This window comes from Alkaliphilus sp. B6464 (genome assembly GCF_018141165.1).
In the GTDB taxonomy this organism is placed as follows: domain Bacteria; phylum Bacillota; class Clostridia; order Peptostreptococcales; family Natronincolaceae; genus Alkaliphilus_B.
Window position 1 is genome coordinate 3,280,786 of sequence record NZ_CP058557.1, and the last position, 24,830, is coordinate 3,305,615.

26 protein-coding genes and 2 riboswitches are annotated in these 24,830 nt (G+C 32.3%); of the genes, 7 read left to right on the forward strand and 19 right to left on the reverse strand.

The annotated features are described in order from the left end of the window. Positions 1–15: 15 nt before the first annotated feature. From HYG84_RS16690 to trmL, 13 genes are all read right to left on the reverse strand, one after another. On the reverse strand, positions 16–744 hold the full coding sequence (locus tag HYG84_RS16690; protein WP_212379210.1) for a radical SAM protein: 729 nt from the start codon (positions 742–744) through the stop codon (positions 16–18). Between the two features lie 2 nt (positions 745–746). Next, positions 747–2,264 carry a YjjI family glycine radical enzyme gene (locus tag HYG84_RS16695; RefSeq protein WP_212379212.1) on the reverse strand — a complete coding sequence of 506 codons (1,518 nt, stop codon included), beginning with the start codon at positions 2,262–2,264 and terminating at the stop codon, positions 747–749. Between the two features lie 236 nt (positions 2,265–2,500). Next, positions 2,501–3,598 (reverse strand): BMP family lipoprotein, encoded by a 1,098-nt coding sequence (locus HYG84_RS16700; RefSeq protein WP_249168666.1) that lies wholly within the window; start codon positions 3,596–3,598, stop codon positions 2,501–2,503. A gap of 257 nt (positions 3,599–3,855) precedes the next feature. Beyond that, positions 3,856–5,046: a glycine/sarcosine/betaine reductase complex component C subunit alpha gene (gene grdD / locus HYG84_RS16705; protein WP_212379214.1), complete on the reverse strand. Its 1,191-nt coding sequence runs from the start codon at positions 5,044–5,046 to the stop codon at positions 3,856–3,858. A 13-nt stretch (positions 5,047–5,059) separates the two neighbouring features. Beyond that, the gene (gene grdC, locus HYG84_RS16710) at positions 5,060–6,601 is read right to left on the reverse strand and encodes a glycine/sarcosine/betaine reductase complex component C subunit beta (protein ID WP_212379216.1); all 1,542 of its coding nucleotides are present in this window, start codon (positions 6,599–6,601) and stop codon (positions 5,060–5,062) included. Between the two features lie 170 nt (positions 6,602–6,771). Beyond that, positions 6,772–8,079, reverse strand: a complete 1,308-nt coding sequence (gene grdB, locus HYG84_RS16715; RefSeq protein WP_212379218.1) for a glycine reductase complex selenoprotein B — start codon at positions 8,077–8,079, stop codon at positions 6,772–6,774. A gap of 48 nt (positions 8,080–8,127) precedes the next feature. Further along, complete coding sequence (grdA, locus tag HYG84_RS16720; protein ID WP_212379220.1) at positions 8,128–8,604, reverse strand: glycine/sarcosine/betaine reductase complex selenoprotein A; 477 nt, start codon at positions 8,602–8,604, stop codon at positions 8,128–8,130. An 81-nt stretch (positions 8,605–8,685) separates the two neighbouring features. Beyond that, positions 8,686–9,972 (reverse strand): glycine/sarcosine/betaine reductase component B subunit, encoded by a 1,287-nt coding sequence (locus HYG84_RS16725; RefSeq protein ID WP_212379222.1) that lies wholly within the window; start codon positions 9,970–9,972, stop codon positions 8,686–8,688. Between the two features lie 75 nt (positions 9,973–10,047). After that, the gene (gene trxA / locus HYG84_RS16730; protein WP_212379224.1) at positions 10,048–10,365 is read right to left on the reverse strand and encodes a thioredoxin TrxA; all 318 of its coding nucleotides are present in this window, start codon (positions 10,363–10,365) and stop codon (positions 10,048–10,050) included. Positions 10,366–10,399: 34 nt separating this feature from the next. Further along, positions 10,400–11,344, reverse strand: a complete 945-nt coding sequence (trxB, locus tag HYG84_RS16735; RefSeq protein ID WP_212379226.1) for a thioredoxin-disulfide reductase — start codon at positions 11,342–11,344, stop codon at positions 10,400–10,402. 101 nt (positions 11,345–11,445) lie between these two features. Then, a complete protein-coding gene (locus HYG84_RS16740; RefSeq protein ID WP_212379229.1) occupies positions 11,446–11,832 on the reverse strand; it encodes a GrdX family protein in 387 nt (128 codons plus the stop codon). Positions 11,833–11,931: 99 nt separating this feature from the next. Beyond that, positions 11,932–12,012, reverse strand: a riboswitch (glycine riboswitch). Between the two features lies 1 nt (position 12,013). Further along, positions 12,014–12,125: riboswitch (glycine riboswitch) on the reverse strand. A gap of 340 nt (positions 12,126–12,465) precedes the next feature. After that, positions 12,466–13,311, reverse strand: coding sequence for a DegV family protein (locus HYG84_RS16745; RefSeq protein ID WP_212379231.1), 846 nt, complete (start codon positions 13,309–13,311; stop codon positions 12,466–12,468). A gap of 252 nt (positions 13,312–13,563) precedes the next feature. After that, entirely contained in the window at positions 13,564–14,034 is a 471-nt protein-coding gene (gene trmL / locus HYG84_RS16750) for a tRNA (uridine(34)/cytosine(34)/5-carboxymethylaminomethyluridine(34)-2'-O)-methyltransferase TrmL (RefSeq protein ID WP_212379233.1), read from the reverse strand. A 421-nt stretch (positions 14,035–14,455) separates the two neighbouring features. Here trmL and HYG84_RS16755 point away from each other — a divergent pair, with 421 nt between their 5' ends. From HYG84_RS16755 to HYG84_RS16770, 4 genes are all read left to right on the forward strand, one after another. Next, positions 14,456–14,836 (forward strand): GntR family transcriptional regulator, encoded by a 381-nt coding sequence (locus tag HYG84_RS16755; protein WP_212379235.1) that lies wholly within the window; start codon positions 14,456–14,458, stop codon positions 14,834–14,836. Next, positions 14,833–15,699, forward strand: coding sequence for an ABC transporter ATP-binding protein (locus HYG84_RS16760; protein WP_212379238.1), 867 nt, complete (start codon positions 14,833–14,835; stop codon positions 15,697–15,699). The genes HYG84_RS16755 and HYG84_RS16760 overlap by 4 nt, the downstream gene beginning before the upstream one ends. Continuing rightward, complete coding sequence (locus HYG84_RS16765) at positions 15,693–16,334, forward strand: ABC-2 transporter permease (RefSeq protein ID WP_212379240.1); 642 nt, start codon at positions 15,693–15,695, stop codon at positions 16,332–16,334. The genes HYG84_RS16760 and HYG84_RS16765 overlap by 7 nt, the downstream gene beginning before the upstream one ends. 759 nt (positions 16,335–17,093) lie before the next feature. Beyond that, positions 17,094–17,243, forward strand: a complete 150-nt coding sequence (locus tag HYG84_RS16770) for a hypothetical protein (RefSeq protein WP_212379242.1) — start codon at positions 17,094–17,096, stop codon at positions 17,241–17,243. 96 nt (positions 17,244–17,339) lie between these two features. Here the strand turns inward: HYG84_RS16770 and HYG84_RS16775 are convergent, their stop codons facing one another. Together HYG84_RS16775 and HYG84_RS16780 are read right to left on the reverse strand one after the other, a co-directional pair. Further along, the gene (locus tag HYG84_RS16775) at positions 17,340–18,893 is read right to left on the reverse strand and encodes an ABC-F family ATP-binding cassette domain-containing protein (RefSeq protein WP_212379244.1); all 1,554 of its coding nucleotides are present in this window, start codon (positions 18,891–18,893) and stop codon (positions 17,340–17,342) included. A 211-nt stretch (positions 18,894–19,104) separates the two neighbouring features. Beyond that, positions 19,105–19,380, reverse strand: a complete 276-nt coding sequence (locus HYG84_RS16780; protein ID WP_212379246.1) for a CD3324 family protein — start codon at positions 19,378–19,380, stop codon at positions 19,105–19,107. A gap of 537 nt (positions 19,381–19,917) precedes the next feature. Between HYG84_RS16780 and HYG84_RS16785 the strand changes: the two genes are divergently transcribed. The 3 genes from HYG84_RS16785 (at position 19,918) to HYG84_RS16795 (ending at position 22,118) form a co-directional block, all read left to right on the forward strand. After that, positions 19,918–20,127 (forward strand): Lrp/AsnC ligand binding domain-containing protein, encoded by a 210-nt coding sequence (locus tag HYG84_RS16785; protein ID WP_212379248.1) that lies wholly within the window; start codon positions 19,918–19,920, stop codon positions 20,125–20,127. Between the two features lie 18 nt (positions 20,128–20,145). Then, on the forward strand, positions 20,146–21,738 hold the full coding sequence (gene pruA / locus HYG84_RS16790; protein WP_212379250.1) for an L-glutamate gamma-semialdehyde dehydrogenase: 1,593 nt from the start codon (positions 20,146–20,148) through the stop codon (positions 21,736–21,738). Between the two features lie 197 nt (positions 21,739–21,935). After that, positions 21,936–22,118 carry a hypothetical protein gene (locus HYG84_RS16795; protein ID WP_212379253.1) on the forward strand — a complete coding sequence of 61 codons (183 nt, stop codon included), beginning with the start codon at positions 21,936–21,938 and terminating at the stop codon, positions 22,116–22,118. 100 nt (positions 22,119–22,218) lie between these two features. Here HYG84_RS16795 and HYG84_RS16800 read toward each other — a convergent pair whose 3' ends face one another. The 4 genes from HYG84_RS16800 to HYG84_RS16815 form a co-directional block, all read right to left on the reverse strand. Continuing rightward, a complete protein-coding gene (locus HYG84_RS16800; RefSeq protein WP_212379255.1) occupies positions 22,219–23,082 on the reverse strand; it encodes a homocysteine S-methyltransferase family protein in 864 nt (287 codons plus the stop codon). 110 nt (positions 23,083–23,192) lie between these two features. After that, a complete protein-coding gene (locus HYG84_RS16805) occupies positions 23,193–23,519 on the reverse strand; it encodes a thioredoxin family protein (RefSeq protein ID WP_212379257.1) in 327 nt (108 codons plus the stop codon). Positions 23,520–23,728: 209 nt separating this feature from the next. Further along, on the reverse strand, positions 23,729–24,322 hold the full coding sequence (locus HYG84_RS16810; protein ID WP_212379259.1) for a 4Fe-4S binding protein: 594 nt from the start codon (positions 24,320–24,322) through the stop codon (positions 23,729–23,731). Beyond that, positions 24,315–24,551 (reverse strand): 4Fe-4S binding protein, encoded by a 237-nt coding sequence (locus HYG84_RS16815; RefSeq protein WP_212379261.1) that lies wholly within the window; start codon positions 24,549–24,551, stop codon positions 24,315–24,317. Before HYG84_RS16815 ends, HYG84_RS16810 begins: the two co-directional genes overlap by 8 nt. Positions 24,552–24,830: the final 279 nt, after the last annotated feature.

Below are 24,830 nucleotides of genomic sequence, written 5' to 3' on the forward strand. Positions count from 1 at the left end.
TCCTTCTCCTATCCTTTATAATATTGTAACAATGTTTTTTACACCTATAGATTTTGCTAGTCTTTCAAGTTCCATCATCTTTTCTTTAGAAGGCACAGAGTCTTTTACAGCTTTAATTTGATCTTTTGTTAATCCTCTATAATGGACTCTTATTAATTTGTATATTACATCTCTATATTCTTTAATATGCTTTGATACTTCCCTTATTGTCCCTTCAATATCAATATAATCCTCAATACAAACTGTTCTAACTTCTTCAATTTTATTTAAGCTTAGCAAATATTCTAAGTTATCAAAACTATGTTCTATGCTTTTTCTAGTTACTCTTTCTAAATTATTAATTCCTTTAATATCAAAAAGAAATTTGTCAGTTACTTGAATAAGGTTTATTATTTTCTGTCTATTGAAAATTCCATTAGTATCTACATAACAAGTAAGCCCAAGCTTTTTAACTTCTTTAAATAGATCTACTAAAAATGAACTATATAAAGTAGCTTCTCCACCAGAAACAGTAATGCCCCTTATATATGGAGCATACTGTTTAATTACATCTAAAAGTTGTTCTACTGTATATTTAGTCTCTTCTGTTTCTTCACAAGGCAGCTTTATTGTTTCTGGATTATGGCAATAGATACAATTTAAATTGCAGCCTTGCACAAAAATAGTCGTTCTATTTCCACTACCATCTACATTAGCAAATGGAATAATATCCTTTACCGGAAGAGTGTTCCCATTAATATCCATTTTTAATCCCTTGTCCTTCTACTAAATACGTGGGCATTGTCGTCTGTACCCATTCCTAACATCGCTGTATTTCTAAGAACTATTTCTTCTCTTCTCGCCTTTTCAACTTCGCTACGCTTTACCAAATAACCTGTAACTCTTATTAAATCTGAGTTTTGTAGATAAGTTGTAATATAACGATATCCTTTATTAAATGCTCCTTCAATTATATCCAAAACTGCATCTAGATTATTAAGATATGTTTGATCGAATGCAAATAAATCTCCTGTTCCCGATGGGAAGTATTTATGAAATTGCGCCGATTGTGTTAAATGAAGTGGTAATATTGGTTCATCACCTACAGGAATCCTATGTGCAGGTGTATTTTCTTTATCTGAATTATCTATACTAGCACCTACTTGAGCATGGAATAGATAACGATTATTAGTTCTTTCACAATATACGGCTTCATGATTATTCACTATTTTTTCTATAGCTGTTAATATTTCATGAGCAATTTCATCTCCATATTCTGATTGTCCAAACCTTTCATTTTTATCTTCAAGCTTTAATACATGGTTAACAGCTTCTGCTAGTCCAACAATAGCCGGCATTGCTGTAAAATTATCTTTTTTGATAAAGCCTTCTTTTACTAAGAATGAGGTTTCAAAGAAATTCGACTCTTCAACAATGAATTTTATTCTTTTATCTATCATAGAGAGCATATGTTTAGCAAAGGTAGGAAGGGCTTTATTAATTAATTCATCCTTTGAAGAGCAGGATTTAGCAATTGTTCCTAATCTTAACCTTAATAGAGTATATGCACCTCCAGCCATAGGAAGAGCGTTATAACAACTTGCAATCCCATGTTCACCAACATCTTTAATATAATAATCATCATTAGAGAATGATGGTTTAGAAGCAACTAAGCATGCTTTTGCTGCAAGCTTTGCAAATTCTCTATTAGTAATATTTTTATTATATTTAATTGTCATGTTAGGAGTAGGATTTTGCAGTTCAATTACCGCTTTTAAAATCAATTCGCCTGCCTTACTTGCCCTAGGTCCTATATTAGCATGACAAAATGAATCGGGAATAGTCTTATCTATATGATTTAAAAATCGTTTGATTTTTATATAATCTTCATCTTCATTTGTTATAAATGGATCTATTAATTGATCTAATTCACCTATAAAAACAGGAAAACTTGTTATTGATGGAACGTTACTATATAAAATTAAAAGTCCATCTAATAATTCATCTATATCAGTTGGGGGATTTAAATCTAAAAACTTGCATCCCTCTTTAATAAAAATAGAATAATCCGGAACAATATATCTTGGTCTATAAACTCCATATCCTTCGTTTAAATCACATATCATATTGTTTTCTATTGCTTCCATTTCTTCACTTGTGTAATTCAATAATTCTATTGGATCAACAAGTCTTTCTGCAATATTTGCTAAATTATGATGTTTTTGTTGATAGGTTAAGCCTTTGCTTTTTATAGTATCTAGTATTTCACTTTGTTTTGCTCTCATAATTAACACCTCATATTTTTAAAATAATACTATATTAATGAACAAAGGCTTCTATTAAAATTTTTAAGTCAAAGAAGCCTTTGCTAGATATACTCTATGAAAACCATATTCATATAATTTTTACTTTCCTACGTGCTACGTTATTAAGTAAAAAACCAAGACTATAAAATCTTGGTTTTTTTATAGTTATTATATGAAATTTAAGCCTATAATACAACTATAGAATCATTAAATTTTTATTTTTGTAATCTTGATGGTACAGGTGATACTTCAACTTCACCAGAAATAATTTGAGGTATAAAATCATTTGCTTTTTTTACAATTTCATCAGATAGATTTGGATTGTTTTTCGGTAATCCAACTCCCTCATTTTCTAAATTGAAAGTAAGAACTTCTCCACCTGGGAACTTACCATCTAAAGTAAGTTTTGCAATGTCATAGGCAGCAACATCAACACGTTTAATCATTGATGTTAATACAGCTGATTTATCACCTTCATATATGCCATCTTCATATTGATCTCTGTCAACACCTATAGCCCATACGTCTTGCCCTTTTACTCTTCTATCTTGAGCCTCTTTAATTAATCCATTACCAGTACCACCAGCTGCATGATAAATAACGTATGCACCTTGATCGTACATTTTAGCTGCTAATGCTTGACCAGTTTGGGCATTATCAAATGCACCTGCATATTCAACTAAAACTTTCATATTAGGGTCTATTGCCCAAACACCTGCTTCATATCCAGCTTCAAATTTTTGTATAGATTCAAAATCCATACCACCTATATAACCAACAGTATCTTTACCCGCTTCTTTAGCCTTCAGCGCTGCAGCTACTCCTACTAGAAAAGAACCTTCGTGTTCTGCAAAAAGAGCACTAGCTACATTATCGGCCTCTACTTTTGCATCAAGAATTAAGAAGCTTCTGTCAGGAAAATTTGCTGATACTTGCTTCATTGCGTCTTCAAATAAGAATCCAGGTGCAACTATTAAATCTGCTCCTTCATCTCCAAAAGCTGATAAATTTGGTATATAATCTGCATCTTCTTCAGATTGAAGGAAGTTCTTATCTGTTCCAAATTCATTAGCAAATTTTTCAATACCTTCCCATGTACCTTGGTTGAATGATTTATCATCAATTCCGCCAATATCAGTTACAAGGCCTACAAAGAAATCACCTGCATCGGCTTGCTGATTGTCTGTACCTTCTTGAGTTTTTGGAGCTTCTGAAGATACTCCATCATTTGACTTACCTCCACCACATGCTGTTAATACTAATGACATCATTAAAACAAGAACCAATAATACCGCTAATGATCTTTTTTTCACTTTTTAATATCCTCCCTTTTAAACATTTTTAACTATTTTGTACAATAGTCAGATTTTAAACCATAATTTATATTTCTATAAATATTATAATATACACAATATATAAATGCAATACACTATATGAGCTGGTAAAATAAAGCTTTACCTATATATATAACAAAACCTCCTAAATATAATTAAAACAATTAATTTTTATATAATCATATTTTAGGAGGTTATAATTCAAGCTATTATTTATTCACTTTTCAATAAGTTTGCTAACAAGGACCTGCCTCTTTTGCGATGAACCCTACTTCCACCAATACTTTCATAGCTTCCTTTATTTTTCCTTCATTAACCATTACTATAGGACCAGTACAACCCATTCCACTTTCCGCATAAATACCTTTTTTCCAAAGTGCCTTAACAGCATCCTCCAAATCCATAATATCGATTCCTGAAATTGAGCCTGTAACTACTTCAGTAGGTGGGGCTACTGCTTCTTCACCCTCGGATTCCTTAGGTTTTTTATTATCTTTTGTTAGCGATTTTAGTATATCATCTAGTTTTGCTTTTTTAGCTGCTGCAAATTCCGTCTTTGCAACTTCCTTGAGGTTACCTTGTACTAACTGGGCAGCGTATTCAATAGCGCCAGCTACTACAGGTACTCCGGAGGCTCTAGATAATATTAGTATTGTTCTATCATAACCTTCACCAATACCAGGACCATATCCATAACCTAAGGCTTCGTAGTCTCCACCCGTTGCAAAGGATGAGAAAACTTTCATAAAGATATTTCCTGTAAGTGTATCTTGAATCATTACATCAGGTGTTCCTGCTAAAAGATCATTACCCCTCATTACAGCACCACCGTCAGATCTCATCGATTCAACAAAATTAACCTTATATCCGTTTGAATCCAGTTCCTTTAGAGCTCTTTCAACTTGTCTTGCACCATCTACATTTAAAATTCCTACTGTTGGATTTTTGATTCCTGATGCTTTAGCAGCGATAATTCCATACAAAGCATTTTTAACCATAGCCTCTACTCTATGAGGAGATGAGGTTCCAGTAGTTGTAGCTATAAACATTTCTCTTCCCTTAGCTGGTGTAATAACCCTTCCTACAGTGGACACACCTATAGGGAAGTTGTAGTGCATTGTAACACAAGAATGGATTTCTCCACTGTCTAAAAGCTCTTCCATCTTTTTATGAGCTTCCTCTTCAGTATTTGCCTCAACCACTTTAAGGTTTGTATCTACTTTAGGTCCAATCAATATAATTTCATATCCTTGACCATTCTTAGCTGCCATTTCGGCCCCTTTAACTATGTTATCTACTCCGTGCTCACTACCTAATGTAGTAATACCTACTTTTGCTTTGCTGCCAAACTGTCCCGTTTCTATTGCATCAGCTATATCATTAAATACTTTACCAATCATTTCTTTTATAATTTTGTTATCACTCATTTTAAATCACCCCTTATTTCCCTAATAAGTGTGATGCAAACTCTCTCATTGCTTCAGCTATCATAGATTTTACTTCCGTTTCCGAAACTCCACCAGTTTGTGCTTCTTTACATCCTGTATTCTTCTCCATAATAATGGATACACCATCAAATTGATTTGTCATTCTACCAAGGAATAAACTTCCTTTACCTACGATCATAGCTCTTTCAATTTCATTATTGCTGAAAGCTTCAATAGCATGACCAATATACGGAACACCTGACGGTATATGCCCTTGAGTAGGTGCCCATCCCGGCATACCATGATCATGTCCAAATGTAGCCACATCTTTTCTTTCAAGTTCATTTCTCTTAACTCCAAGAGCAGCTATCATCTTGTAGTTTGCCTCTGGAACGTCTCCTGCTCCAGCTGGTTTTGTAACATCTGGATTTTGCATCTCAACAGAATATTTATTAACATCTGTTATTTTTAATCCACCCCTATCTAATGGTGCAGTAATTAATGATGTAATAACTGCCTGAGGTGAAGACCCAGTACCTACTGTATGTCTACCTACTAAATCTGTTCTAAGAATAGGATTAATACCATCATTTTTACTTACCAGAGCAGCAAAGCCACCTAGAACATCTTCAAGTATAGGAATCTCTTTTTTTACATGATCCTTACCATTCATTCCAAGCTTTGCTGTTGCTCCTCCTGCTACAATAACAACATTCTCATAAACTCCAGATTGCACAAGAGCAGCTGCTTGAATTAAAGCATGAGTTGGCGCAGCACAGAAACCTCTAGTGTCTGATCCAGTTGCATTAATAGCTCCAACCATTTCGGCTATAGCCTTAGCAAAGTTTCCTCCACCTCTTTGGTTCATATCTCCGCAAGCTTCTTCGGAGCATTCGATAACATAATCAATTGAAGCTGGATCTATATTGTTTTTATCTATAAGATGCATAAAGGCTAAGGCTCCTGAAGCCTTTACAACCAAATTTTCAAAAATAACATGTGCATTCAAATTTACGTCTACCTCATGAGCTCTTTTAATACAACCTACTACTTCTTCGTTGTTATAAAGAGGTTCAGCATGTTGCTCATTAATATATTTATTAATATCATCCATTTCATCCCCATCTTTTAACTTAGCAACCATTTGCTCAGTTATTAAAGGATGTTTGTTTAACTTTTCCTTAACCATACTTGTAAAAGATTTATTTAGTTTTACCAAATCAAATACATCGGATATTTTCATAAGAGCGATAAATTCATCTTGAGGCATTATTTCGCCTAACTTACCTTCTCTCGTTGCCCCTTCTACTTGTTTGTTATACCAAGGAGTTTCATAGTTGTTTAATTCTTCAGGTTTCATAGATCCGATATAAACTTGGTTAGGAGGATAGCTTACAACCTCTTCAAAACTACGTAAATGCTTAGGGACTTGTTTTAAATATTCAGAATTTGGATTTACTGATTTTTCAATCGTTTGTGTAGTACCATTGTGAAGAATCATGTCTGGTGTATGTACTAGAACATAACCAGCAGCCTTTGCTACAGCATATGACATAATAGACACCTCCAAGGAATTTTTAAATCTATTATAGATATAGTAAATATATTTTTTTGTATTTATAAATAAATTTCATACAGCTTGACAATGCATCCAGTATATATTTAAATAGATGGGTGAGCAAACACCCATCTATTTAATTTATATTTTATTTCTAATATAAAACCTTATTCAAATACTGTTTGTCCGTCTACTTCTGTTGTTAGAGCATCAAGAGCTTTTTGCACAAGCTTTCTTCTTAATGCTTTTTCTTCATTAGGGTCTAGATTAGGGTTACCTAATGGGTGAGGAATAGCAATTGTAGGTACGATTCTGTTAGCGCCAACAGTTAGTGATATTGGTACTACCGTACACATATGAACTACAGGTATTCCTGCTCTCTCAATTTCTTTTACCATTGTTGCACCGCAACGTGTACAGGTGCCTCATGTTGAGGTGAGTATAACTGCACCTACACCATCAGCTAATAATTCTTTTGCAAATTCAGCAGCAAATTTCTTAGAGCTTGCAACAGAAGTACCATTTCCAACTGTTGTATAGAAATATTTATGCAACTCTCCAATAATGCCCTCTTTTTCCATATCTCTTAAAACATCTACAGGGATTACTCTATCTGGATCAATGTTAGCATATACTGGGTCATATCCACCATGAGCAGTTTCATGATCTGCCTCTGTTAAATCATTAAATCCAGAAATATCATATTTACCATATTTAGAAGCACTTGAGGATTCAATTCTATCTGGGTTGCCTTTAGGTACAATACCACCAGAAGTTACTATTGCAATTTTCATATTACTTAGGTTCTTAACAGCAGCATTTGGTTCAACTCTATCAAAGTCTGGCATTGGATATTCTGTTACAAATTCTTCGCCTTTTAACTTTTTAAGAAGCATATTAACCGCTCTTGTTGCACCTCTTTCTTCTGCAAAGTAATTTTTTCTAATACCTCTAGATATATATTTATCTTCCTCAGGTGATCCAATTTCTTCACCTTTTAATAATTTGAGAGCAAATGATGACATTGCAGGAACGGCTTTTCTCATAGCTGCGGCTGAATTTCCAGTTTCGATAATGTAAATACTCTTTTTAAACATATCAGCACCTGGATTTTCAACATACATACCTGTTAAAACAGGAATTCCCAATTCATCATTTACCGCTTTTGAAATAGTTCCGCAAGCAACACCGTATCTACCAGCATTAAATGCAGGTCCAGCAATAAATAGATCTGGGTTGTATTTTTTTACCATTTCAATGATTTCAGTCTTAGCTTCTTCAAGATTTTCATTGAAATAAGAGTCACCGCAAATAATAGTTGCTACAATTTCAGCTTCCTCTTTTATAGCTGCATTTAAAGCCATACCAGGACCTACTACTCCTTCTCTTAGCTCAGGCTTGATATCAGCTTTTTCTTCTCCACCGATTCCAGCGAAAAACTGATTTATATAATGAACAACTTTTTTCTTGCTCATACTTTCCCCCCTCTCTCATTTTTAACGGGAATTATTTATCAATACGAATTAATCGTTATACTTAGAAAACTCACTTCTAATATTAGTCATTTCTTCAATGATAGAATCAACGTCAAGCACCATTTCCATCATGCCAATTTGATCATCATAAACTTCTGCGTCCACTTCATCTTTAAATTGTGGCTCAACTACATGAAAAACTCTTAGTCCTAACTGGACTCCCGCTAATGAACCTGCAAAGGTTGGATCTCCTGCTGTAACAGTTTCTGCTGCTAATCCAGATGCTTCAGCTTCTGCCGCACCTAAAAGTACTACAACATTATCTGCTCCATATTTTTCAGTTAGATCCTTTACTCTTTGTTGATTTTCAAGGTCCATAGCACCCGCAGCGGTTCAGACAAAACATTCTGTAGCTGAAAATACTACTTCTGCCCCAGTACCCTTTAGGCATTCTTCAATAGCTGGACCTGGAATTCCATCTCTATCGCCAATAATGATGATTTTTTTTCCATCAAATCTTGCCATACAGCTTCATCCTCTCTATAATTATTATTTGATTTTTAAATTTTTCGAATTTTTAAATTATCAATATCATATAATTAGTTACTAGAAACCTTTAGATGATAATTTAACAAATCCTGTTTCGTTAGTAGCACCTGTTATTGCTTGTATTTCTACTTCGATGCTTCCATCTTCTCTTAAACTACCAGAGAAACCTCCTGCAATTTTATCAATGTAATCTGTTGTTCCTATAATCTTTTTCATTGGAGGTAGCACAATAACCTCATTAGCATTACCATTAGTTACAACAGCATTAGCTTTCGGATCTGCATCCGCTAAAGATTGGGAAGCGCCATCTCTACCAGCATATTCGTCAGTAACAATAACTGTTTTAATGCCTTCATTTTCAATCTTTTTACAGTTCATAATAAGGTCTGTATCAGGGTTACCAAAACCTTCTTGAGATACAATAACACCATCTAACCCTAAGAACTTAGCTAATTTAGCAGTCCAATTTGAAGATCTCTCTTTATCTGCAAGGTAAACATTTTCGTTTGTAATAATTACTCCAACAAAGTTTATTTCTTTACCATGCTTTTCATATAGGTCTTCTATAATTCCATTGTTTAAATGGACATAAGTTGGATTTTTATCGCAAGCAGAAACGCAGTTACCACTTACAATAGCACCATCCATTATTTCTGTTGGATAAAGAATGGTAGGTACTATTTTCTTAGCATCTACTCCATATACATATGTATCATGAAGTAAACCTTGAGTTTGAAGCATATAAACATATCCTACCTTTGGTAATTCAGGATACTTATTAGCTGATTCAAAGATAGGTTCTGTTTCATAAACCTTTACTTCATCAGGCTCTACATTTCTCGCAGCTTCACCTAAATACATAGCGGCTTTAAAACCTATCATTCTTACAGCAGCCTCATGATCATATTGCTTTAAGCCATCAACTGGTTCTGCAACAACAACTATGTTGTGTAGTTGGGAAAATGGTGTATACTCTGCCCCAGGACCAGTCATATCGATGATACCTTCTTGAAAACCAACGATTTTACCTGCTGTTACTACTGCCACATTTTTTAAAGCATGTGTGCGGCCACTACCTACAGTATCAACCTTACTTATTACCCCTGGAAAAATCCCTCCAGGACCTTCAACCTTAACTCTAGGTTCAATAACGTCCTTAACTGGAGTAATTCTAACCTCTTCTCCTGGATGAGCGAATTCGATGTCGATGCTTTTAATATGTTCATCTCCACCAATTTCTTTAAGCATTTCATCCTTATTGACATAAAGTACGCCGTTTTCTACTTTAGTAGTATCCCCGAACTTTACATCATTAATGAAAATTTTTCCTAATTCTAAGCGCACAAGCTTCACCTCCCTTTATTTCTAAGGGCCTATAATTGAATACTTTCAATTCGTTCCCATTATAGGCCAGTTTAGTTATAAGTATTTTTTAATCATTGATTCAATATTTGTTCTTGTTGCATCATCCTTAGTTAATTCATCTACCTTTGCACCATTGTTATAGATAGCAATAGTAGGTAAACCTAATACCTTTTCCTTAATGGCTAGCCTTCTTGCCTGAGTAGTGTTTAGTTTAGTGAATTTAATTTTATCACCATATTGCTCTTTTAACTCCATAATATCAGGCATTAATGCTTTACACGGCTCACAGCCATCGCTCCAATAATCTACTAATACATACCCTTCAGCCTGAAGTACTTCACTTTCAAAAGTGTCTTTATCAACAGATATCATTTTCCTTCACCTCCTTAAAGTTGTATTAAACTTGCTATTCTAGTTCATTTTCTATATATTTTTCAGCTTGAATTGCTGCAATAGCTCCATCAGCAGCTGCTGTAATAACCTGTCTTAATGATTTTACCCTACAATCTCCTGCTGCAAACACACCTGGAACATTCGTTTTCATATTATCATCAGTTATTATATATCCAGCTTCATCCACATTTACAATACCTTTAAATATTTCGGTTGCAGGAATATAACCAACAAATACAAATATACCAAAAGTTCCATCATCTTCGTTAGCTGTATACTCTGTAGTTTCACCAGTTTTTAAATTTTTAAATACTACACTCTCAACTATTCCATCGCCTTTAATTTCCGTTACAGTACTGTCCCATATAAAGTCAATTTTAGAATTGTTGAAAGCTTTATCTTGAATAGACTTAGCAGCTCTAAGCTCATCTCTTCTATGTACTATAGTTACTTTTCTAGCAAATTTAGTTAAGAAAATAGCTTCTTCAACGGCAGAGTCCCCTCCACCAATAACAAACACCTCTAGGTCTGTAAAAAAATCTGCATCACAAGTAGCACAGTAGGATACACCTTTACCAGTTAATTCTCTTTCTCCTGGCGCACCTATTGGCCTTGGGTTAGCTCCTGAGGCTATAATTATAGATTTAGCTTTATAAGTTGCTTTTTCTCCTACTAAAACCTTTATTGACTCATCTACTTTTATTTCTTTTATTGTATCTTTTTCAAACTTTGCTCCAAACTCGTTACATTGCTCTACCATCCTATCTATTAATATTGGTCCTGTAGCATTTTGCATAGATCCTGGGTAGTTTGCAACTTCTTCTGTACTTACAATTTGCCCACCTGCTTTTTCTTTTTCCAAAATTAATGTTGACATTTTACCTCTAGCTGCATAAAGTCCAGCTGATAATCCAGCAGGTCCTCCACCTATTATAATTACATCATAAATGTTTTCCATATGTTTCACTCCTTTAATTTCATATTTTATTAGTTTTTATGCTTAATTAAAAATAACACTTTAAATTAATGGAATTTGAGGCTAAAATATTGGCTAGAATTCTAATTAAATTGCCTCATACTTTCAATTGCACTATCCAATAGTGTGCGATCAATTTCCATAAAATCTTTTAATATCTCATTATCCCACTTCTTAGGAGTACTTATTCTAATAAATTTTTGAGCGGTACTAATGCTATCTTCTATAATCATTAAGGAATCAATATGTAAATCTTCTTTTTCACAGGATATGGCCAGACTTTTGTAAGGCGTTTCGTTAGGTTTAACACTACCTGACAAAGGGTGAGTTAACAGTCTGTGTCCTTCGTGTATTTTATTCCTTGCTAGGAATAAAACGTCTAAGTAATTTCCATCAACAAATTCTATATTATAATCGTTGTTATATTTTTGTCTAACTTCCGTATTATTTGTAATAATTATTGCCTTCACCCAACTTTACCTCCGTAAATTTACTCTTTGAGTTATTCCCATAAAATTACTTAATTATACAAAAACAGAGCAACTAATACAACGCCTTGTTGTCATAGTTGCTCTGTTCATTAACCTGAGAGTTTCTTTCTTAAACTGCAGAAATTGCCCCATCGGTGCTAAATTACGCTTTTCAGAGTACCGTCCAAATACGGTCCTTTTGCCTGAGATATTCACTAAAAAATGGCGAACCTTTTAGCTTCTTCCTTCGGCGTTTAACATTTAAAATGTTAAATCTCTCCCGCATTTTTCTTCCAGTTACAATATTAAATTATTAGTATGCTAAATTTTTCTAAATATCTATCTTCAATCACATTATAATATATATAATAGGCAGTAGCAACTACTTTTATTAAATTTTTACCCATGTTTTATTGGCATTACATAAGAATGTTGGAATTGTCAAATTTATAACAAATTAAAATTTCTTAATAATTCATTTTGACTTTTCAGCATTTTACAACTTTTCGCTAACTTTAATAATAACACATAGGTTAATCTATTTTTCTTATATCCAAAATGCATTTAACTAAACACCATTATTATTTAAAAACCAGATCCAATTAAATCTAATTTTATGTACTTATATTTTAACTACTCAACAATGTAAAAAATAGCTAATGTACCTGGCCCAGCATGAGTTCCTATTGTACAGCCTATTTCAGTAACAATCACTTCTTTTGGATTAAGCTCATTGAGTACTTGTTCTTTTAGTACAGCTATAGCTTCTGGACAGATTGCATGAGAAATACCAACTACTTTATTCTCAAAGTTGTTTCCGCGCTGCTTTGCAAGTTCTATCATTTTACCTACTACCTTTTTACTTCCTCTTACTTTATCCAAAGGCTCAACTAATCCTTCTGCAACTGTTAAAATTGGCTTAATATTTAACATAGTAGCTATTGTAGCTTTCATTGGATTCAAACGGCCGCCTTTTTTTAAGTACTCTAACGTATCTACAGTAAAAATATGGTCTACCTTTAATTTTATTTCATTTAGCCTATCCATTATCTCCTTTAAGCTCTTTCCATCTTTCGCCATCTCTGCAGCCTCATATACAAACATTCCACCACCAAAGGATAACCCCATAGTATCAAAAACCTGAATTTTATCACTTTCCAATGAGTTTTTGGCTATTATTGCTGATTGATGTGTACCACTTGCCCTTGAAGAGCCATTTATACATAGAACTTCTTTGCCCTCGCCTAAGACTTTTTCAAATATCTGCATAAAAGTATTTGGACTTATTTGAGAAGTTTTTGGCAGTTCTTCTGATTGTGAAAGTTTTTCATAAAATTGTGCGTTTGTTAAGTCAACGCCATCCCTATATTCTTTATCACCAAAAATAATAGTTAAAGGCATTACTATAATATTATGTTTTTCTACAATATCTTTAGGGACATCAATCATACTATCTGTAATAATTTGAATCTTACTCATTTTATCTCCTCCATTATTCTACTTAACTTATCTATTAATTAATTATTAATTGACTGTTTATTTAATTCCATTCTATACTTTATTTAATCGATTTACAATATTTTCTATGTTAAAAGCAAAAGCGACACTACACTATCTAACATACACATGTTGCACTTAAATTCTAAAATCTAACTAGAAATTTCACCTACTTAAAATACTTATAGTTCTAACTTTCTTATATAGAATAAAAATAGAGTAGCCATAGCTACCCTATCTCATATTCGGATAATTATATTGTCGTAACACTTCATATACCACAATAGAAACAGAATTAGATAAATTTAATGACCTTGCTCTTTCTAAATCTACCATAGGAATTCTTATGCAGGTTTCCTTGTTGTTATTTAATATATCTTTTGGAATACCAGCAGTTTCTTTGCCAAACATTATATAACAATCTTCCTTTGGGTATTCCATATCACTATGGGATTTTTCTGCTTTAGTTGTTGCATAGTATATTTTAGCATTAGAGTTCTTCTCTAAAAATTCTTCATAGCTATTATAATACCTTAAGTCTAATATTTCCCAATAGTCAAGTCCCGCACGCTTTACATGCTTTTCATCTATAGAAAACCCTAATGGACCTATTAAGTGAAGTACACTTCCTGTTGCAGCACAGGTTCTAGCAATATTTCCTGTATTTTGTGGAATTTCTGGTTCTAATAATACTACATGTAGCAATTTTTCTCCCCCTAACTATCATATGTTAAAAGTATACCACTGAATTATAACACAAAATCAAGGCTCAATTGTAATAAATTTTAATTGTCTATGTAGTATTAGCCAGCGAAAAACTATACTCTGTATCAATAAGCTTAATAAGCTGATCTAATTTATTAGTTGGCCTATGACATACAAAGTTAGAGCAGACATATGTAGTAGACTTCTTTACCTATTGAAATAGTATTTATTATTGTATAACAAATTGATAAAGTTAATAAAATATTGTACATCAGTAAAATACTGTGAGTTAAAAATTATTTATATAACCTATTGAGTGCTAATGAAAAATCAGTGGCACTTTTTTCTTGACATCAATGTATATTGAGTGTATAGTGTGTATCATATACATGCACACTGATTATAAGAGGTGATTAATACAATGAAAATATTAATTTCAAATGTATCTGATAAGCCGTTATATCAACAAATAAAAGAACAAATAAAGGATTCTATTTTTAAAGGCGAAATATTAGAGGGCGATCAGCTCCCATCAATTAGGAACTTTGCTACAGACTTAAACGTGAGTGTGCTGACGATTCGCCGTGTTTATGATGAGTTGGAGCAGGAAGGCTTCATAACAAGCCAGGTAGGGATTGGTACTTTTATTTCAGCGGGTAACTTGGAATTGCTTAGAGATTCCAAACGGCGTATTGTAGAACAAAAGATGCAAGACCTTATTCAAACTGCAAAAACGTTAAAAATTCCGAAAGAGGAATTGAATTTAATGATGGATATTTTGTATGAGGAGGATAACCAATGAATACTATATTAGAAGTGACAGGACTAAAAAAAATCTATAAAGATTTCACTTTGTCAGATGTCAGCTTTTCACTACAAGAAGATTGTATTACCGGTTTTATAGGCGTTAATGGAGCAGGTAAAACCACAACACTAAGAGCAATACTTAACCTTATATCCAAGGAGAGCGGTACAATAAATTTTTTTGGAAAAGATATGCAGACAAATGAGAAAGAACTTAAAAATCGTATCGGCATTGTTTTGGATGATGGTGGCTTCTATGATGAGTTATCCATGTCTGAAATGAAAAGTATTATTGCTCCTGCCTACTCAACTTGGAGCGAACAGGATTATAAAGCCTATATGGAGCGCTTTAATCTAAATCCTCATCAAAAAATTTCTGCATTATCAAAGGGTATGCGTATGAAGTTTGCTTTGGCGCTCGCTTTATCACATAACGCAGACCTATTAATCATGGACGAACCAACCAGTGGACTCGACCCACTAATTAGAAGTCAGCTAATGGAAATTCTCACCGATTACATGAATCAAGGCGGAAAAAGTGTTTTCTTCTCCACACATATTACTTCTGATTTGGATAAAATTGCTGATATGCTAATATTGATTGACAACGGCAAGATTTTATTTGATGAAGAAAAGGATACATTGATAGACAATCACCGATTGATAAAGGGCGATAAAAAGTATCTGAATGAAGAAACACGCAAACTATTTTTAAATATTCAAGAATCTAGTTTTGGATTTACAGGGATCACGAAACAATTAGATTTAGTCCAAAAGAGTATGAGCGATATTTTAGTTGAAAGACCGAGTATAGAGGACATTATGTTGGGATATATTGAGGGAGGTAAAAGCAAATGTTAATTAGCCTTGTGAAAAAAGATATTTTACTCGTAAAAAAATACATGTTAGTGATGATGATTGTAACTACCGCTATTCCAATATTCATTATGTGGCGTGCGCCGGAATTTTTAGGCTTCAGTGCCTTTTTGATTTTGACCATTTTTGCCGAGTTTATGCTGTATCAATATGTTTCAATGGCAGAACTCAAATATCCAAAAGCAGATGCTTTATTATGCGCAACTCCATATCCCCGCCACACAATTGCAACTGCAAGATATACGTTTTTATTGCTGATTTTTGCACATTGCATTTTATCATATAGTGTTGTAGCACTTATTTTCCCGCAAATTGAGTTTCTTAGCTTATCAAATGTATTGACAGTGCTGCTAATCTCAACAACAATATTTAGCGTGTATACACCTATTCAATATAAATTAGGCTACGAAAAGACAAAATACTTCTTTTCTATTGTGATTGTTGCAACACCATTCCTGTTGCCAACATTAACGAAGCTACCGATTTCACTGGAATTGAACGGGTTATATTCCATGCCTTCTTACGCTCGAATTTTAATAATGACAGCTATCATTATAGTAGTTTTAAGTGTTTCTATAACTACATCAATCAAGATTTATGAAAAAAAGGAACTCTTATAATGTGTGCTTGAATCTTTTGAAAGAGGTGATACCATGTCGACACTTCCACAGCCGATAGTACTTTTACTTGTTCTTTTTCCTATTATATATTTGTCCTATAAAGCATGGAAAGATGCTAAAAATAACAATAACAAATAAAAACATGATGCCTCCAACAATTTTGATTAGAAAAACGAGCGAAATTTAGTATTGATAAAATGAACATAACCTTTGGTGCACACTAATTTTATTAGACAAAACTACTATCGCAAGCTTAATATATTTTTATACGACTACACACTAAAATAAGTAAAGGGACATTGAACCAAAACTATTGGTCAATGTCCTTTCTTTATACAATAAATTACACTCTTGTTCTTCATTCATTCATAAAACACTTATTATTTTCAGTCTATCTGCATTTTTAACGGTAAAAGCCTAATCAGATCCAATATCCGAATATATATCACCCTAAAACTAAAGCAGTAAAAAATGAAATTCCAGTAATCCAAATGGATGTAATAAAAGGATTATATGGCATCTTCAAATTTCCTGAATCCAGTAAGATTACCCTTCTAGTTTCAGAACCGAGATAAACGCAAAACAGCAGACCAAAAAATCTACAAAAACAATTAGAGTAATAGACTTCCAAAATATAGACATCCACAATTTTTTTAAATTCACCGAAAAGTATATATATAGCTTTGAATAACAATTTATTCTGGGAGATAATGTCACTTTCCTTCTGGGAAAGATATAAAAATACAATGGGGTGTAAATGTGAACGAAAGAAAAAGTGGATATGAAGTATTTATTGAAATGATGAAGAGGTATTTTATAGAGCATGAAAGATGGCCAGAAAAAGACGCGATTAGAAGAGCTAAAAAACTGGCTTCTCATTATAAAAATAAGTTATCAAAACTACGTTAATTAATTATATTACAAAACAATTTTAAATTGAGCGCAAAATCTGCGCTCTTTTATTATTTTAGGTTAGTTACTGTTTTTTGAATCCACAAATACAATTTAAAAAACAGTAGCCCACTCATCGCAGTTCCATATATCGGTTACAACATCTCTATAAAATTCTGTTTCGTGACATACTAAAAGTATGCTTCCTTCATATTTTTTTAGTGCTCTCTTAAGTTCATCTTTTGCTTCAACATCTAAATGATTTGTTGGCTCATCTAGGATTAGTATATTTGTCGGTTTATTTATAAGTTTACATAGTCTAACCTTGGCTTGTTCTCCTCCACTTAATATTGATACTGTGCTTTCTATATGTTTATTTGTTAGTCCACATTTAGCTAATGCACTTCTTATTTGATATCTATCATATCCTTGGAGGTCATTCCATACTTCATCTATAACACTGTTAGTATTTAATTCTTTAATTTCTTGCTCAAAGTATCCTATATCTTGATAATCACCTACTTTAACTTCTCCACTTATAGGTTTAATTAATCCTATTAAACTTTTTAATAATGTGGACTTTCCTAGACCATTGGCTCCAACTAAGGCAATCTTTTGACCTCTTTCCATTGTTAGGTTTAGAGGTTTGCTTAGTGGTTCGCTATATCCTATGACTAAATCTCTTGCTTCAAAAATTATCTTTCCTGATATCCTAGATGACTTAAATTGGAACTGTGGCTTTGGTTTCTCACTTGCAATCTTTATCTTTTGCATTTTATCTAACTTTTTTTGTCTAGCACTTGCCATTCCTCTTGTTGCAGCTCTTGCTTTATTTTTTTTAACAAAATCTTCAAGCCTAGCAATCTCTTCCTGTTGTCTTTCATATGCAGATTTTAATTGTTTTTTATTTATTTCATATGTTCTTGTAAAGTTATCATAATTACCTATATATCTTGTTAATGACTTGTTTTCAATATGACATATTATATTAACCACGCTGTTTAAAAATTGTATATCATGCGATATTAATATAAATGCATTCTGGTAGTTTTTTAGATATGTTTTCAGCCATTCTATATGATCCTCATCAAGATAGTTTGTAGGTTCATCTAGTAATAATATGTCTGGTTCTTCTAAAAGAAGTTTAGCTAATATAACCTTAGTTCTTTGTCCACCACTTAACTCTGTAACTTCCTTATCTAATCCTAAATTTCTAAGTCCAAGTCCTACTGCAACTGCTTCTATCTTAGAATCTATGCTGTAAAATCCGTTGTTATCTAAGGTATCTTGAATATTAGCTGCTTGCTGAAGTGCTTTGCTCATTTCTTCTTCATTCATTTGACCTATTCTATCATATAAATCCTTCATCTTGGTTTCCATCTCAAAGAGATATGAAAACGCTTCTCTTAACACAGATTTTATAGATTTTCCTTTTTTAAGTTCAGTATGCTGGTCCATATATCCAATCCTAACTTTATTGCTCCACTCTATTTCCCCTTCATCTGGCATTAATTTATTTGTTATAATATTCATAAAAGTCGACTTTCCTTCACCATTATCCCCTATAAGTCCTACATGTTCTCCCTTTAGTAGTCTAAAAGACACATATTCAAATATTGCTCTATCTCCAAATCTATGGCTCATATTTTTAACAGTTAAAATACTCATTACTATACTTTCCCTTTCTAAAAAGTTCTCATTTAAAAATTTACTTATTGAGGATTAATCCTTCTAATCAGATCATATCATTGGCTCTTCTCACTTCTCAAGTTCATAAATGATTCTGTATCAAAGTCGTTTATACTTAATTCTAAAATTGCAAATAAAAAAATCGGTATTTAATTATCTATATTGATAATATCAAAATACCGATTTGTATTTATATTATTTGTTTTTCTTGTCTAATTATTCTTCTAATACTATACTCAGTAAGATAGTACTGCTCAGCAAGTTCTTTAATAGATATTCCTTGATTGTATAAATCAAAAATCTCCCTATTTCTTTCCTTCAAGCTATCTTTTGCACCACTATTCTCTCCCCAAGCTTTCTTGTTCTTACGTTTTACAGGTATATATAAATACCCACCCTCTATATATTGTTGAATTAATTCAATTACATCTTCTGGCAATATATTTTGTGCCTTTTCATATTTCATAATCCCTGCTCCTATCTACTTTTTAATCTGTAAATAACGAAGCAAAGACCACACAAAACAATTTAAAGCTAAATTAATCTAATAAAATTCGGCTCTGAACAAGACTTGTTCCCTCTGCTTCATGTTGTCTTTGCACAGAGCCTAGGTGGGCAGTACGTTTTGTTGTATATTTCATACATAGTCCTCCTATCAATTTAAATTCACATTACTGAACTGAGTCTGAAGTAATTTTATCATATATATTTATAAAGTAAAGGTATAGGACTATGATTATAAAAGTAAATAAAAAGTTACCCATATATTAATTATAGTAAAATTACTATTCGTAATATTTCGGTTGTATTTAAATCTAATAGTTGTAATATTATAACTATTCATATAATATAGTCACAAAAGGAGGGGTTTTATGGATGAAATAGATATAAAAATTTTAAAATAATAAAAAACTATAATACAGAAATCAATTGGAGTAAAGTTGGCCAGGGTATTGGAGCTATTGTATTTATTAATGTAAGGACATCAGACTTTAAAGAAATTATGGAGCAGGTAATAAATTTAAAGATTGAAGGGCTCACTATAGAAAAATGCTATAGGATTACTGGACAATGGTGCATAATGCTTAAAATTAGAGCAAGTTTAACAGAACAGGTAACTCTGCTTCATGATGAACTATTGAAAATTGAAGGTATGTCAGATACTTTTACTATGCTTATATTATCAGAAGCAAATAAAAACCAACAATTATAAATATAAGGGGATAGGTCTATGAATAATAACATTTCAAAAGAGCTGAATTTTAAAAACGAAAAAGTATTAAAGTATTTACCTGGAAGCCCTGAAAGAGTGGAGCTTGAAAATGAATTGTCACATATAAAATCCTCATTTATTGATATACCTGTTATAATAGGAGGTCAAGAAATACGGACTGGCAATAAAGGAAAATGTATAATTCCCCATGATAATAAAAAAATAATAGGAGAATATCATAAAGCAGGAAAAAAAGAAGTTGAAATGGCTATTAGAGAAGCATTACAAGCAAAAATTAATTGGGAAAGATTACATTGGGAATCCAGGGTAGCCATATTTTTAAGAGCTGCTGAATTAGCTTCTGGGCCTTGGAGGGCTAAACTTAATGCTGCTACTATGCTTTCTCAAAGCAAAACTTTTAAACAAGCTGAAATAGATTCAGCATGTGAATTAGTAGATTTTATGAGATATAACGCAGTTTGCTTACATCAAATATACAGTGAACAGCCTATATCTACAAAATCTGTATGGAACAGAATGGAGTATAGACCTCTCGAAGGATTTATTTTTGCTGTGTCTCCTTTTAATTTTACTGCTATAGGTAGTAATCTTGTTGGGGCTCCAGCCATAGCTGGTAACACTGTTGTATGGAAACCTGCATCAAATGCAGTCTATTCATCATATATGGTATATAAATTATTTCAGGAAGCAGGTTTACCAGATGGTGTTATAAACTTTATTCCCGGAAATCCTAAAGATATAGGAGATACTGTTATGGTTAATGAAAACCTTAGCGGAATACATTTTACCGGTTCAACAAAAGTGTTCCAAGATATGTGGACAACAATAGGAAATAATATATCTAATTATAAAACCTTCCCAAGAATTGTAGGAGAGACAGGGGGGAAAAATTATATTATTGTCCACAATTCTGCTAATGTAGAAGCTGTATCACGTGGCATTCTCGAGGGGGCTTTTGAGTATCAAGGACAAAAATGTTCTGCAGCATCCAGAGCCTACATAGCAAGAAGCTTATGGCCATCCATTAAAGAAAATCTACTAGAAAAAGTTAATAATATAAAGGTAGGAAGTGTAGAAGATTTCACTAATTTTATGGGAGCGGTTATTGATAAAAAATCCTTCAATACAGTGAAGGAGTATATTGAATTTGCTCAGAATTCCACAGAAGCAGAAATACTTTTTGGCGGCAAATGCGATGACAGTGTCGGTTATTTTATAGAACCTACTGTAATAGTAACCAATAACCCACATTTTAAGACTATGGAAGAGGAAATATTCGGACCAGTTTTAACTGTGTACATATACAATGACGAGGATTATCTAGATACTCTTAAGTTATGCAATAATACATCTAAATATGGGCTGACAGGTTCGATTTATGCAAAAGATAGATATGCAATAGCAGAATGCGAAAGAGAATTGGTTCATACTGCAGGTAATTTTTATATAAATGATAGACCAACAGGAGCAGTAGTAGGACAGCAACCATTTGGAGGCGGCAGACTATCCGGCACTAATGATAAAGCAGGCTCTAAATTAAACTTGATCCGTTGGATGAGTCCGAAGGTCATTAAAGAAAATCTTAGTTAATTACAATTTATCCTAAATTAATATTATCTGTGATAAACCAACTTGATTTTCTAAGTTGGTTTTTATATGATATTTATAATATTTTATATATTTTTAGTATGTCTAAATTTCAGTTTTTAGATAAAAAATATACTAAGGGCAGAGTGGAGCTTATTTAGGTATATAAAAGCACTGCCTTTTGATGATAACTTTAGCTTATGGAAAGATATTTCAATGGGAGAAGGTTTAAGTCCTATTGTTGCATTAGAAAAAGACAATCCAGATTTATTAGTCAAGGTCGAGACTATTTAATGCTGACTTTATCCTTTAAGGATAGATGTGCTGTTGTTTTGATTTCAAAAGCAAAGGAACTAGGAATAAAAAATACAATCATAAAATAATTGGTAAGGTAATCTTACCCCTATGTGGTGCTGGATTAAAAACCGATTAACTTTCAAACCACAAAGTAAATCCTTCTCATTTAGAATAATGAGCATATTTTCACTTCCCACAAACTGCTATCATATCTCTGATATAATTTGAATCAGTACCACAGCATCCTCCTAAAATATTGATCCCCATCTCATTTACTTTTTTCATATGATTAGAAAACTCCGTTGAATTTATCTCGTGAGAATCAGAATCTTTTATAACCATGCCAGCATTAGGTTTGCAAATTAAAGGAAATGATACAAGCTTCGTAATCTCACTCATTATTTTAATTGAATCAAAGGAACCAAATGAGCAGTTAACCCCTATTGCATCCACATGGAGATTTTCTAAGGTATTAATGATTAAAGAAATATCTTCACCAGAGTATAATTTCATATCTTTTCCCAGAATAAAACTAGCGAAAATAGGAAGATTAGAATTATCTTTAGACGCTTTTATCGCTATAATCAATTCATTTAAATTATACATTGTTTCTATAAATATTAAATCGCAACCATTTTCTGTGCCTAATTTTGCCTGCATAGCGAACATATCGTAAACCTCATTAGAAGTAATATTTTTATCATCTATAGGTTTTCCAATTGGACCAATATCTAAAGCTATATATTTTTTATCCTCATCATTGATAGAAGAAACAGCATCTTGAGCTATATTTATTCCTCTTAAAATAGCTTCTTTAGGATTTATATTAGTACCCCATAGTCTAATAGGATTACAACCAAATGTATTGGTTAAAATAACATCACTACCTGCTAAAAGATAGTCCCTATGCACTTTTTTAACTGATTCAGGATTAGAGAAGCTAAATGTTTCCATGTTTGCTAGTCTTTTATTATTTATTTTCATAAGATTAGTTCCCATAGCCCCGTCTAAATAAATGTTTTGTTTTTTATCTAATAAATTTTTTATCATTACATATTCAGCTCCTAAGAAAACAATTCTTTAAAGACAATATATGAATCTAATGAAAATCCAAGCCATTATTAAAGTTTGTGTAAGACTTTAAATATGGTAAAGTTGAATTACTCAAATATTAGATCATAATACCTTGAAATCTTTCTTTCTATATCTTGCATACTAATATATCTAGCCTCTCTTATTGTCTCTTTTCCTTCAATAAATACAAGAATAGCAGGAATAGTAAAAATATCATAGGTTGCTGATACTTGCATCGATTTTTCTACATCAACTTGAATGCTCCTAATTTTAGGATATATTTTAAGAACTTCCTCTACCTTTGGTTTCATAGCACTACATACACCGCAAGTCTTACTTCCAAAGTACACTAATACCATCTTATTGTTATTTATCAATTTCTTTACAACTTCATTTGAGTCTATTATATTCACAAAACATCAATCCTTCACTTAGTTGCATAGTTTAATCTTACTATTGTATTACTATATTAATATACTATCGATCATATATTTAAAATAAGTATAATACTAAATATACAATAATTATACAAGTATTTATACCTATATTGCTAATTGAAAAACTGAAGCAGATTAGATAAAATAACCCACTTCAGTTTTTTATATTTTCATTTATGTCTACTTTAATTTGTTGATTCACTTTTATATTTTAAAATAGAAATACCGTGAGTCATAGTTCCCATAGGACAATATACACACCATGCGCGAGGCTTATATAAAAGCATAGTTATTATACCTATTATTGTTGAAGTTAACATCATACTGTAGAACCCAAATGCGAATTGAGCTATCCATGGAGAAACAAAGCTTGTGTTTACCCAATTCCAAGGTAGCTTCCATGTCCAAAGTAAGGTTATAACTTGTTTCAATCCTCTAGCTCCAGCAAAAACCAGGTAAGTATTAAAAAGCATATTTCCAAACATAGTCATAAAAAAAATTAAAAATCCGTATCTAAACCATTTTGATCTTAAAAACTTAGGAATCGGTTTATTTCTTGACAATTTATATTTAGTACCAAGAAGATATAATAACTGTCCTCGACCACAATATTGGTTACAATAGGTTTTGCCTCCACCAGTCAATGAAATAATTAATGGAATAGCAAAGCATAGTATCCCCAACCAAGCAAAGAGTATGTTAAACAAACCAAGTACTAAATACAGGGATGACACAATATATAAATATTCATACCAGGCCTTCTTCTTCTTTTTAGTCATACTTTTTCACCTCTTCCTTACTAATAATTTCTATTACAGAAGCGGGACACTCTTTTATACATTTGGAACATCCGACGCATTTAGATTGATCAACTTCTGCAAATACCCCAGCAATAATTTTTATTGCTTCTATTGGACATACATTTACACAAGTTCCACAAGCAACACAATCATCTTTTATAACTTGGGCTTTTCTTTTTACTACCTTTTTTGTAGCTTCTAAACTCATAACTATACTAACCTCCAATAAAGTGAATTTTATAATGCCACAGCATTTTTGTGTTTTATGATAAAACACTATACTATATCATTATATCATAATATTACGATGTTTCAATATATAAATTACTACTACCCCTACAAATTTCATAAAGAAGTACTAAACAGCCTTAAATTACTATTAAACCTTTTATATAAATATAAAATAAGCAACTAATGAAAGGGGGTTTCTCACTAGCTGCTTATTTTTTATTCTTATAATTTTAACTTACCAGTAATAGTATCCTGT